13 protein-coding genes are annotated in these 14733 nt (G+C 42.2%); 1 reads left to right on the forward strand and 12 read right to left on the reverse strand.

All coding sequences use genetic code 11. The features are described 5' to 3' along the window. Position 1: 1 nt before the first annotated feature. Together zipA and L1068_RS05585 are read right to left on the reverse strand one after the other, a co-directional pair. A complete protein-coding gene (gene zipA / locus L1068_RS05580; RefSeq protein ID WP_237129428.1) occupies positions 2 to 727 on the reverse strand; it encodes a cell division protein ZipA in 726 nt (241 codons plus the stop codon). 128 nt (positions 728 to 855) lie between these two features. Next, positions 856 to 4278, reverse strand: a complete 3423-nt coding sequence (locus tag L1068_RS05585) for an AAA family ATPase (RefSeq protein WP_237129429.1) — start codon at positions 4276 to 4278, stop codon at positions 856 to 858. A 166-nt stretch (positions 4279 to 4444) separates the two neighbouring features. On the opposite strand from L1068_RS05585, the gene cysZ reads away from it, so the two are divergent. After that, the gene (gene cysZ / locus L1068_RS05590; RefSeq protein ID WP_237129430.1) at positions 4445 to 5173 is read left to right on the forward strand and encodes a sulfate transporter CysZ; all 729 of its coding nucleotides are present in this window, start codon (positions 4445 to 4447) and stop codon (positions 5171 to 5173) included. A 62-nt stretch (positions 5174 to 5235) separates the two neighbouring features. Here the strand turns inward: cysZ and rlmM are convergent, their stop codons facing one another. From rlmM to L1068_RS05640, 10 genes are all read right to left on the reverse strand, one after another. Beyond that, positions 5236 to 6321: a 23S rRNA (cytidine(2498)-2'-O)-methyltransferase RlmM gene (gene rlmM / locus L1068_RS05595; protein WP_054980080.1), complete on the reverse strand. Its 1086-nt coding sequence runs from the start codon at positions 6319 to 6321 to the stop codon at positions 5236 to 5238. Between the two features lie 9 nt (positions 6322 to 6330). Continuing rightward, on the reverse strand, positions 6331 to 6711 hold the full coding sequence (locus tag L1068_RS05600; protein ID WP_237129431.1) for a DUF423 domain-containing protein: 381 nt from the start codon (positions 6709 to 6711) through the stop codon (positions 6331 to 6333). Further along, the gene (locus L1068_RS05605; RefSeq protein ID WP_237129432.1) at positions 6708 to 7322 is read right to left on the reverse strand and encodes an alpha/beta family hydrolase; all 615 of its coding nucleotides are present in this window, start codon (positions 7320 to 7322) and stop codon (positions 6708 to 6710) included. The genes L1068_RS05600 and L1068_RS05605 overlap by 4 nt, the downstream gene beginning before the upstream one ends. Beyond that, on the reverse strand, positions 7315 to 8226 hold the full coding sequence (locus tag L1068_RS05610) for a transcriptional regulator GcvA (RefSeq protein ID WP_010559801.1): 912 nt from the start codon (positions 8224 to 8226) through the stop codon (positions 7315 to 7317). Before L1068_RS05610 ends, L1068_RS05605 begins: the two co-directional genes overlap by 8 nt. Positions 8227 to 8710: 484 nt before the next feature. Continuing rightward, positions 8711 to 9043 carry a Na+/H+ antiporter subunit G gene (locus L1068_RS05615; RefSeq protein WP_040642336.1) on the reverse strand — a complete coding sequence of 111 codons (333 nt, stop codon included), beginning with the start codon at positions 9041 to 9043 and terminating at the stop codon, positions 8711 to 8713. 2 nt (positions 9044 to 9045) lie between these two features. After that, positions 9046 to 9315, reverse strand: a complete 270-nt coding sequence (locus tag L1068_RS05620; RefSeq protein WP_010559799.1) for a K+/H+ antiporter subunit F — start codon at positions 9313 to 9315, stop codon at positions 9046 to 9048. Beyond that, the gene (locus L1068_RS05625) at positions 9309 to 9848 is read right to left on the reverse strand and encodes a Na+/H+ antiporter subunit E (protein WP_237129433.1); all 540 of its coding nucleotides are present in this window, start codon (positions 9846 to 9848) and stop codon (positions 9309 to 9311) included. Before L1068_RS05625 ends, L1068_RS05620 begins: the two co-directional genes overlap by 7 nt. Position 9849: 1 nt before the next feature. Continuing rightward, positions 9850 to 11352 (reverse strand): monovalent cation/H+ antiporter subunit D, encoded by a 1503-nt coding sequence (locus L1068_RS05630; RefSeq protein WP_343221864.1) that lies wholly within the window; start codon positions 11350 to 11352, stop codon positions 9850 to 9852. 5 nt (positions 11353 to 11357) lie between these two features. Then, positions 11358 to 11699, reverse strand: coding sequence for a Na+/H+ antiporter subunit C (locus L1068_RS05635; protein WP_010559796.1), 342 nt, complete (start codon positions 11697 to 11699; stop codon positions 11358 to 11360). After that, on the reverse strand, positions 11699 to 14491 hold the full coding sequence (locus tag L1068_RS05640; protein WP_237129434.1) for a monovalent cation/H+ antiporter subunit A: 2793 nt from the start codon (positions 14489 to 14491) through the stop codon (positions 11699 to 11701). The genes L1068_RS05635 and L1068_RS05640 overlap by 1 nt, the downstream gene beginning before the upstream one ends. Positions 14492 to 14733: the final 242 nt, after the last annotated feature.

Here is a 14733-nt window from a genome sequence, read left to right on the forward strand (position 1 = left end):
GTTATAGTTCGTCAAATTCTCTGATTTTTTCGACATATTGCCTAACAGTGGCAACATCCAGCTCTTCGCGGTTATGGTCGAGAATTGTCGCGCTAAACTCATCGGCAATTTTCTTAGCCGCACTGTGAAGCATATTAAACGACGGTAAACTGTCACCTGCACAAGGCAGTGTCATAAATAAGCTTACGCCTTCCGTTTGAAGCTGTTCCATATTATCAATATCGAACGTGCCTGGATTAAACATATTTGCTAAACGAAATAGCACTGGGCCCTGGCCTGATGCATCTTCATGACGATTAAAGAAGCCGTCCTCTGAATACTTAAAACCTAATGTAAGTAATAACGGCAGTAGCGAAGAGCCTTGCATCGGCAAGCCTTCTTCGGTTTGAATATGAATGATGATGTAGTCTTGAACTGCTGTTTTGCCTTCAGGCGGCTGTTCTGGCTCGTCACTGACTTGTGTGCTTGGCTCATCGTCATCAATGCTAATCGATAAATCACCTAGTTCTGGTTCATCGTTCACATTTAATTTTGCGCTCATTTGTGGTTCAACCACAGATGCTTTTTCGCTTTCGGGGGCCGCTTCTTTTTTGTCTGGAGCGGCACTTGGTTCTTGAACAAGTGTGCGGCTGTCATTTTTACGGATTGACCAAAGGCCATGAAGCAGTACGCCGCCAATTACTAACGCACCACCAATAATTAACACCCACCTTAGTTCGTCACTCATTCAAGTACCCTTAAATTTATATTTTTTTCCGATTTACAAAATTATTAAGCAAGCGGCACTTAATTTCAACCGCTTATCTTGTGCAAAGTGCACAGATAAGACTAGTTGCTGATAATTTATACCAAAAGCTAAGCTGATTCTGACATTTCTAACGCTTTTTCAATATCCACCGCAACCACACGTGAAACACCCGGCTCAGCCATGGTGACACCGGTCAAGCGCGCGGCCATTTCCATGGCGATTTTATTGTGACTAATATACACAAATTGCACGTCTTGTGACATTTCTTCCACTAAACGACAAAAACGCCCAACGTTGGCATCATCGAGCGGCGCATCCACCTCATCTAACATACAAAATGGTGCGGGGTTTAGTTGGAAAATTGAAAAAACTAGGGATAACGCCGTCAGTGCTTTTTCACCACCACTGAGTAAATGAATCGTCGCATTTTTCTTACCCGGAGGACGTGCCATAATTGCCACCCCCGTTTCAAGTAAATCGTCTGATGTCAGCTCTAAATACGCTGAACCACCGCCAAATACTTTTGGAAATAAGTTCTGCAAGCCATTGTTCACTTGATCAAATGTCGCTTTAAAGCGCTGTTTGGTTTCTCGGTCTATTTTAACGATTGCCGTTTCTAGAGTATCAAGCGCGCTGATTAGATCATCGTATTGTTGGTCCAGGTAATTTTTACGCTCAAATGCTTTATCAAACTCTTCTATCGCCGCTAGGTTAATTGCACCTAATCCAGCAATATCGCTCGAGACTTTGCTCAATTGGCTTTGTAAACTATTAAGTTTGGCATCTTCAGGAAGCGCTGCAATCACGTCTTTTAACTGTGTGTTTAATTCTGCAAGTGGTGACAGTGCCGCTTCCGATTTCAACTGAAAACCTTGTTGTTCAAGTATAATATTTTGTCTTTGTTGTTTCAGGTTATCGAGCTTTTTCTGCTCAGTACCTATGCCCGACTCGGCTTGCTTTAATTTCTCTTTCGCATCATCTAGATTGTGCTGCTTTTGCGATTTTTGCTCGATAAGCGTCTCAAGTATAAGGTGCTGTTCTGCAATCGCCTCGTCAAGTTCAACCAGCGGCAGTTGAATATCTTCAAGTGTAAACTTTGCTTCTTCGAGTTGCTCATTAAGCTCACTAAAGCGTGACGAAAACTGGCCTAATTTTGATTCACATAAGGCTGCTTGGTTTTTTACACTCTCTAAATGTAATTGTTGCTTATGGTGCTGATTTTTCTCATTTTCATAGGCATTTTGAAGCTGCCTAGTAACCAGTTTGGCATTATGATAATCCGCTTCTAGGGATTCTTGTCGCTGTTTTAAATCACTTAGACGTGTTTCAACTTCAGTTAATTGCAGCGTTAGCGGCGCTTGTTCGTTACGTACAGCGTCAAGTTGAGCAGCCAGTGCCGCTAGCTCATTTTGTGTTTCATCACATTGCAACGCAATAGCGGCTAAACGTTCGCTAGCAAAATTATGTTCTGCTTGTTTTTGTGTGAGCGATTGCATCAATGATGAAAACGCGTGTTGCTTTTGTGTTGCAACAACACGCAACTCATCAAGCTTTTTTTGCTCTGCAGTAAGCGCTTTTTGCGCACTTTCGAGTTCACTTTGTGCAGCGGGTATCGCTTTTTCTATGTCTTTTAATAACTGGTGTTTTACGATGTGTGAACTTTCACTATCAAACTTACAGGGAATACACCAGTTAGCGCCGCGTAAATCGCCGCGCTGATCCACTGCAAATAAAAATGGCCCTGACCAAAAATCATCTTCTAACGTATCGATATTTTCAACAGCAGCAATCGCATTAAAGTATTGTGGGATAGGCCCGTTGGTGATTTTCTCAGCCAGTGCTCCATTTGCGCAATGGCTTGTTTGCGGCCAAATACTGGGTGTTTTGCATTCGTTATCGAACTGCAAGCTAACATGCGCATGGCTTAAACTAAACAAACTTGCTTCAACTGCCACTTGCCAAGATTTATCGACACTAAGCTTAGAGACAAGCGTCGGCAAGCCTGACTGGCTCTGTGTGTTTTCGCCTACAACCGTTAAAAGCGCGGCTTGTTTTGCCGCTAAATCATTACAGGTTTGCTCGCTTTGTCTCGCTGCAGTATGTTTTTGAGCAAGCACATCTTGCGCTTGTTGTAACTGAGCATTTACGCTTTCACATTCAGCTTCGGCTTGCTGTACGAGGGTTTTTGCTTGTGTTAAATCAATGAGTTCCAGTTGCTGATCAAGTTTTTCACGCTCTGATCTCAGTTGGCTTTGGCGCTGTTGGCAAGCGCTTTGTTGCTCTGACAGTTGCGCGTATTTAACATTTAATGCCGACAGTGTTTTTTGCTGCTCAGTTTGCGCTTTAATAATCGTTTGGTTTTCCAATAAAGATGCTTGATAAGCGCTATAACTGGTTTCTTGCTGTACTTTTTGTTCTTCGTATTTGTGTAAGCTGATTTCTAACTGTTCTGCGGTACTTTCAAGTGCTTCGTTTGAAAGCGCAACTTGTTCGCTAATGTCATCAAACTGTTGCTTTGTTTGCTGCTGCTCTTGCTGGATTTGCTGATACTGTGTTTGTAACTGCGCGATGCGTTGGCTTAGCTGAGTTTTTTGGCTTTGCTTATGCACTTTGTCTTGTTCGTCACGTGCCAACTTATTGCGCAGCTGATATTCTTGATGCTGCGCATCATTAACCATGTCGTTTGCTTGTTCGATTGCTAATTTTAATGCCGAGATAACATCATCATGACCGCTGTGCGCTTCGCTAAGAAATGCAATTTGCTCATTAATTTGCGCCAGCTTGTCTTCTCTTTCGAGTAGTTTTTGTTGCAATGCTTGCCATTTAAGCACGCATATCTGCGCTTTTAAGGTACGCTCTTTGGCTTTAGTCGTGGTGTAAGTGCGCGCTTTTTCCGCTTGTTCTGTTAGCACATTGAGTTGATTTTCGAGTTCGGTGCGTAAATCAAGCAAACGCTCTAGGTTATCACGCGTACTGTTTAAGCGCGTTTGTGTTTCTCGTCGTCTTTCTTTGTATTTTGAAACGCCAGCCGCTTCCTCTAAAAAGATGCGTAGATCCTGTGGTTTACTTTCAATTAAACGCGAGATCATGCCCTGCTCGATAATCGCATAGCTGCGCGGACCAAGTCCGGTACCCAAGAAAATATCCGTGATATCGCGTTTACGGCATTTTTCACCATTTAAATAGTATTGTGATACGCCTTCACGGGTAACTAAACGTTTAATGGCTATTTGGTTACGTGATGCAAGCGTACCCGGTATGCGTCCTTCAGTATTATCAAATAATAATTCAACAGACGCTTGTGAAACTGGTTTGCGCTCTGTTGAGCCATTAAAAATGACGTCTGTCATGGCATCACCGCGCAGGTTTTTAGCCGAGCTTTCGCCTAATACCCATCGCACAGCATCGATGACGTTTGATTTGCCACAACCATTTGGACCAACAACACAGGTCATTTGATCGGGAAATGGAATTTTACTTGGCTCTACAAACGATTTGAAACCCGCGAGCTTAATTGAGGCTAGACGCATTTTATTCTTATTTGATTGTCTAAATAGTAAGAAAATTAATGGCCAACTTTATCAGATTTACCCTAATTGAAACAACTTGTAACGCTTAACAACAAAATCTGGTTTAAAGGGAATCTACGGCTTATTATAATCGCTAAGGTGAGTTGTTGTTTTATTGGAGTTTTCCATGCAATTAGGAAAAGGGTTCGAATACTTTTTATCGGGCTTTAGTTTAATCAGCCAAAAAGGGTTAAAACGCTTTGTGCTGATCCCATTACTAATTAACTTGGTGCTATTTGGTAGCTCGTTGTTTTTTATTATTGGTTGGATTGAACAAGGCGTTAACTACGTCAATGGCTACCTGCCTGACTTTCTATCTTGGTTAGAATTTATAATATGGCCTATTGCACTGTTGCTGGTGTTGTTTATCTATTCTATGGTGTTTACGGTTATCACTAACTTTATCGCCGCACCATTTAACGGCTTATTAAGTGAAAAGGTCGAGCTGTATTTGACAGGGCAACGCGTTAACGACGATGGGTTAGCTGATTTGCTTAAAGACGTGCCACGTATGCTTGGCCGTGAATTGGCAAAACTGATGTACTACTTACCAAAAGCTTTGTTGTTTTTAATTTTACTGTTGTTTATTCCGGTGTTTGGTCAAGTGATGTGGTTTTTGTTTAGCGCCTGGATGTTTGCCGTGCAATACATTGATTACCCGTTTGATAATCACAAGATCCCGTTTGCTGATGCGCGCCAGCACCTAAAGCAAAAACAGGGCTTAAGTTACGGTTTTGGCAGTGCTGTATTAATTTTTAGTATGGTGCCAATCGTTAACTTAATTGTAATGCCTGTAGCGGTATGTGGTGCAACGCGTTTATTTGTTGAAAACTATCGCATCAATTACCGCGCGTAGCATATAGCGCTCACTAAAAAGGCTGCAATTGCAGCCTTTTTTGATTTAAGTACCCGTAGCCATTAACTATAAACGTTTTGCGGTACTTTTAAGATTTGAATATGTACTGTGATTTCTTCACGGTCATGGTAGAGCTGCTTTGCTTGCAGTTCATACTTGATGTTGTACTTAGTCAGCTCTTCATGAATTAAGTTTAAACACTGATAAACCGCGTCAAAACGTTTTTTCATCGGCAGTTTTAAGTTGAAGATTTGCTCTTTTACAAAGCCGTTTACCGCCCAATCAATCATTAAATTAGCGACCTTAATTGGTTTTTCAACCATATCGCATACTAACCAATCAATATTGCGCTTATCCGGACGGAATTTAAAGCCATCTTCACGCTTATGTTTAACTTGGCCTGTTTCCATTAATGACTCAGCCATAGGGCCGTTATCAATTGCTTGTACCATCATGCCACGGCGCACTAACTGATACGTCCAGCCACCTGGGCACGCACCTAAATCAACACCACGCATACCCGGTTGCAAACGTGACTCGTGCTCGTCTTTTGGTACGAAAACATGAAACGCTTCATCAAGTTTCAGCGTTGAGCGGCTTGGCGCATCTTTTGGCATACGCAGACGCGGAATACCCATATAAAATGGTGAATTGTTATAGCTGTAAGAAAAACCAACGTATGCAGCGCTATTTGATAAAAACATTACGTGTAAAACAGGACGGTTTTTCACTTCATTAGCAAGTAAGGTTTCTTGCGCCACTAACGATTTACGTAGTGGAACGGATAGCTTTTTACAAAACTTTTGCAGCTCTTTTCCGTCATTGGTGTCTGGTGTTTCTACCCGTAGCTCACCACACAATGGAAACTCGCTAACCGCCTCGCTGATAGCTGAAACGCGGTCTTCAATCGGCATTTTATCAACCAGCTGACCAACAAACCATTGACGTGCAAAAACCATTTCTTTAAATGGCAACTTACGCACAACGACTTCGGCTTCTAACGGGTCATAGCAGTTAAAGGTGATGTAACCGCTGTTATCTTTTGCTTTTACAAATCCACCAATTTCACGCAGTGCAGCATGGTGGCTTATTTCGGCGGCACAATCGTTTTCAAAACCCGGACGACAATAAATTACAATCGCAGACATTTTTCTCACTTACTTAACTTGAGCTGGTTTATGTTTAATAACCGAAACGGTAAACAGTAACCAACTCACAATAAAACACACGCCACCAAGTGGCGTTATTGGGCCAAAAATCTTTATACCCGTTGTTGCCAACAAGTATAGACTGCCACTAAAAAACACAATGCCTACAATGGCAAAAATACTGGCCCACTTTAATTTGTACCCGCTGTTTCCCAGTAATCCAAACAAAATTAATGCTAAAGCGTGAATAAACTGATAATCAACACCGGTTTGAAACACCGCTATCATTGCTGGGCTGATCATTGATTTTAATCCATGTGCTGCAAACGCACCTAACATCACGGCGAGGGCACAAAAAATGCCACCTGCTGCTAAGCTAAACCTGTTCATAGTTGTTTTGCGATAAACTGAGATGCAATTTCGGCTGCTGTTTGCCAATTTTGCAGTTGGGTTAAACCACTCGCTTTTCGTGGTACTAATGAATGATCCCCATCAGGGATCCAAAAAGTGTGCACATTATCGCATACTGGATAACTTTCTACCTCATATTTTTTACCAAAGGTATCACGCTCACCTTGAATTATTGCAAGTGGCGCTTTGAGATCAGGAAAATGTTCGATTCGAAGCTTTTCTGGCTTGCCCGGTGGATGAAATGGGTAACCAAAAGCAACAACGCCCTTGACGCTTTGTTCACACGCCAACATTGATGCCATTCGTCCGCCCATTGACTTACCGCCGATAAATAAAGGTAAGTTAGCATCAACCTCTGCAAGTATGCTTTCAAAATAGGCTAATAGTTTTGGTGCACGCTGCGGCGGGCGTTTTTTGCCCTCTAATTTGGCTTGCTGCATATACTCAAAATCAAATAAGCCAACAGTGACGCCTAATTTCGCTAAATTGTTGGCCATGGTGACCATAAACTCTGAATCCATGCCTGCACCAGCACCGTGCGCCAAAATCAATTGCGCAATGGGTTTATCTGCATTTACCCAATTAATCATTAAAACCTGCCTCAATCTGTTCTTTTTCTACCATGCTGAGCATCCACTCTTTAAATGCCACGATTTTACCTAATTCAGACTGCGATTCTCTCAGCACTAAATAAAAGGCATTTTTACTTTCTAAGTGATGGCTAAATGGCACTATTAATCGCCCAGAATCGATTTCTGGCTTGGCTAAAACACTGTTTACCAGTGCTATACCTTGCCCGTGTACCGCGGCTTGCAATACCATTGAAGAGTGACTAAAAATAGGCCCCTGATTTACCCGCGAATTAGCAACGCCCAACGTTTTGAACCAACTTTTCCAAGGTTTACGTGTCATATCATGCAGCAATGTATGGTGTTGTAAGTCGTTTGGCTCTGCCAGCGGCTTGGGCCCGTTTAACAATAACGGGCTGCATAATGGCACTAAGTATTCAGTATGAAGTTTGTGACTTTGTACGCCACTCCAATGACCGCGACCATAATAAATCGCCACATCAACATCATCAGTTAACGAGTTTTCGTCTAAATCTTGCGCTTTAATACGAATATCAATCTCCGGATGCAACTCATTAAACGCTTGCAACCGTGGTACCAACCATTGAATCGCAAAACTCGGGGTTAAGCTTACTGCTACCGAACCTTTTGCGCCACGCGCTAATAACTTTTCTGTTGCATCAACCAGTTGGGTGAATATTTCTTTAATATCGAGAAAATACGCCTGCCCTTCTTCTGTTAGTAACAGTGAACGATTTCGCCTTAAAAATAATTTTAAGCCTAAGTGTTCTTCTAAGGTTTTAATTTGATGACTAACAGCGGCTTGTGTAACAAACAGCTCGTCTGCTGCTTTGGTAAAGCTTAAATTACGGGCGGCTGCTTCAAACGCTTTGAGTGAGTTTAGCGGGGGCAATCTTCTCGACATGACAACCTGATGACGTATTCATTAGTTTTTTTTATCTGAAAGCATTATAAATCATCGTTTTTAAAAGGCAAACAACTTGGTTATTATTTAATCCGAGAGGAAAAACTGCCAACCAAATTATAGTTTTTCCCCTTAATCATTTAAGTAGCATTTTAGAACTTAGATATTTATGCAACCCAGATGCATAAATTGAGTTTGTTTAATTTAGGCAAACTTAGTGATTTTTAGCAGCATAAAATAAGCGTTACACTGCGAATAACCTGCTGCTGAAACTCAAACAATTAAAACGTGGGTTATTCACGTTTAATCTGCCCAATAAAAAAGACGCATATTGCGTCTTTTTTAATGCCTTTTATGCAAAGGTATTAGAGCGTGTTGACCTTTATGGTTTAAATTCTGTTCATATCCAAACCGTTTTGACCACTGCGTCGCTTTGTAGGCCTAGTTGGCTAAACCAAAAAGTGGCAACAAAGAGCATAACCCGCTAATCTTCTTCGATGTTTTCTACACCTTTAGTGCCTTTGTGAGCTTTTAATTTGTGATGAATTGCCGTTTTAATTAGCATATAGCCACTGATTGGTGCCGTGATCAGTAAAAAGATCGATATCAAAATTTCTTTCGCGCTTGGCTCATTAACGATTGCACTAAAATAAACAATAGAAGCAATCAGCACACCCGCCATGCCTAACGTAGTTGCCTTAGTTGGACCATGTAAACGCATAAAGAAGTCCGGCATCCGGTTCATACCAATTGAACCAATTAGAATAAACACGCCGCCTAACAACAACAGTAGTGAAACAATAATCTCTGCCATAATAATTACTCTATAATATCGCCGCGTAAAAGAAACTTACAAATTGCCACCGTACTGACAAACCCGAGCATGGCAATCAACAATGCTGCTTCAAAATAAAGCTCTGACGCCACTTTAATGCCGTACAATACAATAAGCGCAATACTGTTTATATACATGGTATCAAGCGCTAAGATGCGATCTGGCACAGATGGCCCAAGAATTAGGCGCCATAAATTAAGTAACAGTGACACGCCAATCATTGCCGATACAATTAATATAACGGTGCTTAACATTGAAAAATCTCCTTAAGCGGTGCTTCGTAACGGCTTTTAATCGTCGCAATTAGTTCTGCTTCGTCATCTAAGTCAAGAACATGAATAAGCAAATAACGCTGCGTCACTTCTTCTTCGCCCTCGTCTAACGACTCAGGAAACGGATACACCTCAGCGCTCACAGTACCCGGTGTTAAGGAAACTGTGCTCGCTAGTATGGTGATTGGCATTTCATGAGTTAAATCAAGCGGTACTTTTACAAACGCCGGACGCAATTTTTTAATTGGCCCTAAAATCAGAAACGCTACTTGCACATTGGCGGTAACAATATCGTATAACACCAATAAAAAGTGCTTAAACGCAAGCCACTTACGCATAATCAGCGGCTGAGGCTCACGAAAGCGTAGCGTTGCAAGTGGGATCACCGTAGCTAGAATGGCTCCTAACACGATATGCCCGAGCGAATAGCTGTTATTTAGCAGTAACCAGACGAAAAACAATAAAATGCTTCGAAATGGTGTTGGAAAAAGACTAAAACGAGCTTCAAAACGCATCTTACTTGCCTCCTAATACAGCTTGTTGCAAGCCAAGGGTATCGAATACTTGTGTTGCGGCAAGCGTGGTAATTTCGCTGATCGGTCCTGCGACAATACTTAATAGTGGCGAACAAAGCAGCAAGCTGATTACGCCCACTAACTGACAACTCGTTGCCTTTGTCTCTGAAGGCTCTTGCCCGTTATGACGCCAAAACAGCTGCGAACCTGCGCGTGTAAGCGTTACTAATACGAGTAAAGACACAACCAAATAAACTGCCCAGAACCAAGCTGCTTTATCAACGTTGAGGGCTTCTTGTAATAGCCAAACTTTGCCAATAAATCCTGAGAACGGAGGCATACCAACCACAGCAAGCACAAACACAATAAAGCTGGTACCCAATAAAATAGGTTGCCCAATTGGTTTGGCTGGTACAAGACGTACACCTACTTTGCCACGCTGTTTACCAATCACATCAGCTAGTAAAAATAAGCCCGCTGTCACCAATGTTGAATGCACTAAATAATACAGTGCTGCCGCAATGGCGCCTGGCGTATTAAATGCCACAGCAGCAATTAACGTCCCTATCGATACAATAACAAGATTTGCCACAATCATACGAAGATCTTTACTGGCAAGTACGCCCAAAATACCAATAACTAATGTGATAATTGCCGCAGGCCATAACCACACTTGTGCGATATGGGTGCTTGTATCATTTGGGTCAACAAAAATTGTTGGGTAAACACGAATAATCGCGTAAATACCAACTTTGGTCATAATCGCAAATAACGCGGCAACCACTGGCAGTGCCGATGCATAAGTTGCCGGCAGCCAAAATTGCAATGGGATCACTGCTGCTTTAAGTGCAAACACGATAAGTAACAGCATGCCACCGATATTTAATAGTGCTCGGTCATCGCCCGATAACTGCGCCGCTTTTGCCGCCATATCTGCAATATTCAAGGTACCTAACACGCCGTATAAAATACCGAGTGCAACCAAGAACACACTTGAGCCTACCAAGTTTAAAACCACGTAATGCAACGCAGATTGCGTTTTGTGTTTATCAGAGCTGTGCATCAATAATGCATACGATGAAATCAGTAAGACTTCAAAGAATACGAAGAGGTTAAATAAGTCGCCCGTTAAAAATGCACCGTTCACACCTAACAATAAGAAATGTAATAGTGGGTGGAAGAAGCTACCGGCTTCATCATCACCACACAGTGAATAAAGTACACAAATCAGTGCAAGAAACGATGTCAGTGTTACTAATAGTGATGACATTACATCGGCAACTAATACAATGCCAAAAGGCGCTTGCCAGTTACCGATAGCATAAACAAATATTTCACCAGACAGCGCATTGTTTAGCATATAGCCGCTTACTACAAGAGTAAGCAATGCCATGATGCTTGAAACAATGCGTCGCGCTTGTAAGTTTTTCCCCGATGGTGGTAGTAATAATAAAATACCAGCCAGCATCGGCACTAAAACGGGCAAAGATACAAAATGTGGCACGTATACTACTCCTTGCCTTTAATCTTCGGGAAACGCGCATGTACATGGTCATGCCCTAAATCTGCGCGTGCACGTATGGCAAGAATCACCACAAATGCCGTCATCGCAAAGCCGATTACAATGGCCGTTAGTACTAGCGCTTGTGGCAGTGGATCAGCATATTGCGCTGATTCACCTAATACCGCAGCCTTGTTACTGTGAATTCGACCTGATGCAAAAAGAAACAGGTTAACTCCGTACGACATCATAGTAAGTCCTAACACCACTGGAAAGGTTCTGCCACGTAAAATTAAAAATACACCGCAGGCAAATAACACCCCAACGCATGTTGCATAGAGTACTTCCATTATTTTGCCTCCTTCGGTTGGCTAGCTAATGTGAGTTTACCTAGGCTTGCTAGAATCATTAAGGTTGCACCTACTACCGTTAAATAAACACCTAAATCAAATGCAATCGCACTTGCTAGTTCAATTTTGCCGATAAACGGAATATCAAAGTAATCGAACCAAGACGTCAGGAATGGTCTGTCGAAGAACCAGCTACCAATACCCGTTACAAAAGCAATCGCAATACCGAATGCAATAATCTTACGGTAATTAATATCCAGTCGCTCATAGATCCAATCAGAACCACGTGCAATGTATTGTAAAATCATGGCTATCGCGGTAATCAAGCCGGCGATAAAACCGCCACCTGGTAAGTTATGACCGCGTAAGAAGATATACACACTTACCATAAGTGCTAATGGCAATAATGCTTGAGAAATGCTGGCAAGTAGCATTGGGTAACGCTCAATTGCCCACGGACGCCCTTCGCCATCACTCGCTGGCATAAAGAGTGGTAAGTTAAGTAACAATTTGTAGATACCCAACGCCGCAATACCTAATACGGTAATTTCGCCTAAGGTATCAAAACCACGGAAATCAACCAGAATCACGTTTACAACGTTAGTACCACCGCCACCGGTTTTCGCGTTTTCAACGAAGAACTGTGAAATTGAATTAAGCGGACGGGTCATAATTGCATAACAGATAGAACCAATGATCACACCTACCGCCGATGCGATACCCACATCACGAACAAGACGCAGCGATGTTGACTCTTTTGGTGTGCGATGTGGCAAGAAAAACAGTGCCAACATCAGCAACACAATTGTCACTACTTCTACTGTTAACTGCGTCAGTGCTAAATCAGGCGCTGAAAAACGTGTAAACGCTACCGATACCATTAAACCTACAATCGAAATCATTAATAACGATGTCATACGTGAACGGTGGCAAATTACAGTGGCAACTGCACCAACAATAAGTAGGCCGGCGCCAATCACATTATGCGGATCGATTGGTTGCGGCGTTTGGTCACCTGCCAGTTCCAACATATCAAACAGCGGAATACCTGCAAATACCAGAACGGTCACCAACAACCAAGCAATGTAACGCTGTAGTGAACCCGTTTCCATGCGGTACATTATTTTTTCAGACACTGTCGCAATGCTATCTAGCGCATTTAAAAATGCCGATTTAGGGTCCACATCGGGTAACGACGCGTTAAATTGAAATAAATACTTGCGCTGCCAGTAAATTAATAAACCAATGGTTACAGCGAGGAAACTCATAAGCAGTGGTAAATTCAAACCATGCCAAATTGCTAAGCTGTATTGTGGCAAGCTACCATCGCCAATCACTGCTAGCGATGCACTCGCCAGAAGCGAATCAACAACAAAGTTCGGGAACATACCAACGATAATACACAGTGCCACAAGCACTTCTACCGGCACGCGCATATAGCGTGGCGGCTCATGAATTTCTTTGCTAATACCAACCGGCTCACCGTTAAAGAATACATCGTGAATAAAGCGCATTGAATACGCCACCGAAAACGCACCTGCTAAGGTTGCAAGTACCGGAATAAGCCAAGACATTGAGCCAAGCACGTGTTGATGCAGTGTTTCAGCAAAGAACATCTCTTTTGATAAGAAACCATTTAGCAGCGGCACCCCCGCCATTGACGCGGCGGCAACCATGGCGAGCGTTGCAGTATACGGTAAATATTTCCATAAGCCATTAAGCTTACGCATATCGCGAGAGCCGGTTTCATGGTCGATAATACCGGTTGCCATAAACAATGACGCTTTAAAAGTTGCATGGTTGATAATATGGAAAATCGCAGCAACTGCTGCCATTTCAGTATCTAAACCGAGTAATAATGTAATTAAACCTAAGTGCGAAATCGTTGAATACGCCAATAAACCTTTTAAGTCATGTTTAAATAACGCAACGTAAGCACCGACAATTAAGGTCGCCAAACCGGTCAAAGTGACAATAGCAAACCACAGTTCAGTACCTGATAGCGCTGGATAAAAACGCGCAAGTAAAAAGATACCTGCTTTTACCATAGTCGCCGAGTGTAAATACGCACTTACCGGAGTCGGTGCGGCCATCGCATGTGGCAACCAAAAGTGGAATGGGAACTGAGCAGACTTGGTAAAGGCGCCCAGAAGAATCAAGATTAATGTAACAGGATAAAGCGCGTGTTCTTTAATTATGTGGCCGTTATTTAAAATATCATCAAGATTGTAACTGCCAACAATATTACCGACTAAGATCAGACCTGCAAGCAAGGCTAAACCACCGCCACCAGTAATGGTAAGTGCCATGCGCGCGCCTTGACGCGCTTCGGATGTATGCCACCAATAGCTGATTAATAAAAATGAGCTAATACTGGTAAGCTCCCAGAACACCCACATTTGAATGACGTTGTTGGACAACACAATGCCAAGCATTGCCGTCATAAACAGCATTAGAAAAGTATAGAAACGCGCCATATTGTCTTTACTACTGAGGTAGTAACGCGCATACAAAATAATTAGCAAACCAATGCCTAAAATCATTAGGCAGAAAAGAAGCGCTAATCCATCAAGTCGGAAACTGAGATTAATTCCAAGCAGCGGGATCCATTGCACACTTTCTCTTAGCACATTGCCATCAAGCACTGCTGATGTGTGATAAAGAACAATGGCAAGCGCTACAACCGGAAATATTGCAATTGATAATGCAGCGTAGGTACGCGAAAGTTTATTCGTCGTCGCTGCAAATAAGCTGCCTAATAGGGATAACACAGGTATCCACATTAATGACATAGTTTTATCCTTTGGCTTTTCCCTATTTTTACAACAAGGTTAAAGCGTGAGTTATGCTAGCAAGTAAGTTGCGTAGCCGCGCGTGATTGCGCTATGCATACATTTTTATATTTATACGTTAAAAACGCCTGTCGTGTCTAGATTAAGCGTATGTAATTGAACACAAAACAAGCCATTTCGCAATTTTAATAAATATAGTGTAAATACTAAATAAAGACTATTGAAAAAGGATGTAAATCTTT

The sequence above is a fragment of the Pseudoalteromonas sp. MMG024 genome, from assembly GCF_021654175.1.
In the GTDB taxonomy this organism is placed as follows: Bacteria; Pseudomonadota; Gammaproteobacteria; order Enterobacterales; family Alteromonadaceae; genus Pseudoalteromonas.

Coding starts and splice junctions, on each gene's coding strand:
- L1068_RS05620 (WP_010559799.1), bottom strand. CDS start 9,315: ATGTTAAGCACCGTTATATTAATTGTATCGGCAATGATTGGCGTGTCA.
- L1068_RS05635 (WP_010559796.1), bottom strand. CDS start 11,699: ATGGAAGTACTCTATGCAACATGCGTTGGGGTGTTATTTGCCTGCGGT.
- zipA (WP_237129428.1), bottom strand. CDS start 727: ATGAGTGACGAACTAAGGTGGGTGTTAATTATTGGTGGTGCGTTAGTA.
- L1068_RS05585 (WP_237129429.1), bottom strand. CDS start 4,278: ATGCGTCTAGCCTCAATTAAGCTCGCGGGTTTCAAATCGTTTGTAGAG.
- rlmM (WP_054980080.1), bottom strand. CDS start 6,321: ATGTCTGCGATTGTAATTTATTGTCGTCCGGGTTTTGAAAACGATTGT.
- L1068_RS05625 (WP_237129433.1), bottom strand. CDS start 9,848: ATGCGTTTTGAAGCTCGTTTTAGTCTTTTTCCAACACCATTTCGAAGC.
- cysZ (WP_237129430.1), top strand. CDS start 4,445: ATGCAATTAGGAAAAGGGTTCGAATACTTTTTATCGGGCTTTAGTTTA.
- L1068_RS05640 (WP_237129434.1), bottom strand. CDS start 14,491: ATGTCATTAATGTGGATACCTGTGTTATCCCTATTAGGCAGCTTATTT.
- L1068_RS05605 (WP_237129432.1), bottom strand. CDS start 7,322: ATGATTAATTGGGTAAATGCAGATAAACCCATTGCGCAATTGATTTTG.
- L1068_RS05610 (WP_010559801.1), bottom strand. CDS start 8,226: ATGTCGAGAAGATTGCCCCCGCTAAACTCACTCAAAGCGTTTGAAGCA.
- L1068_RS05600 (WP_237129431.1), bottom strand. CDS start 6,711: ATGAACAGGTTTAGCTTAGCAGCAGGTGGCATTTTTTGTGCCCTCGCC.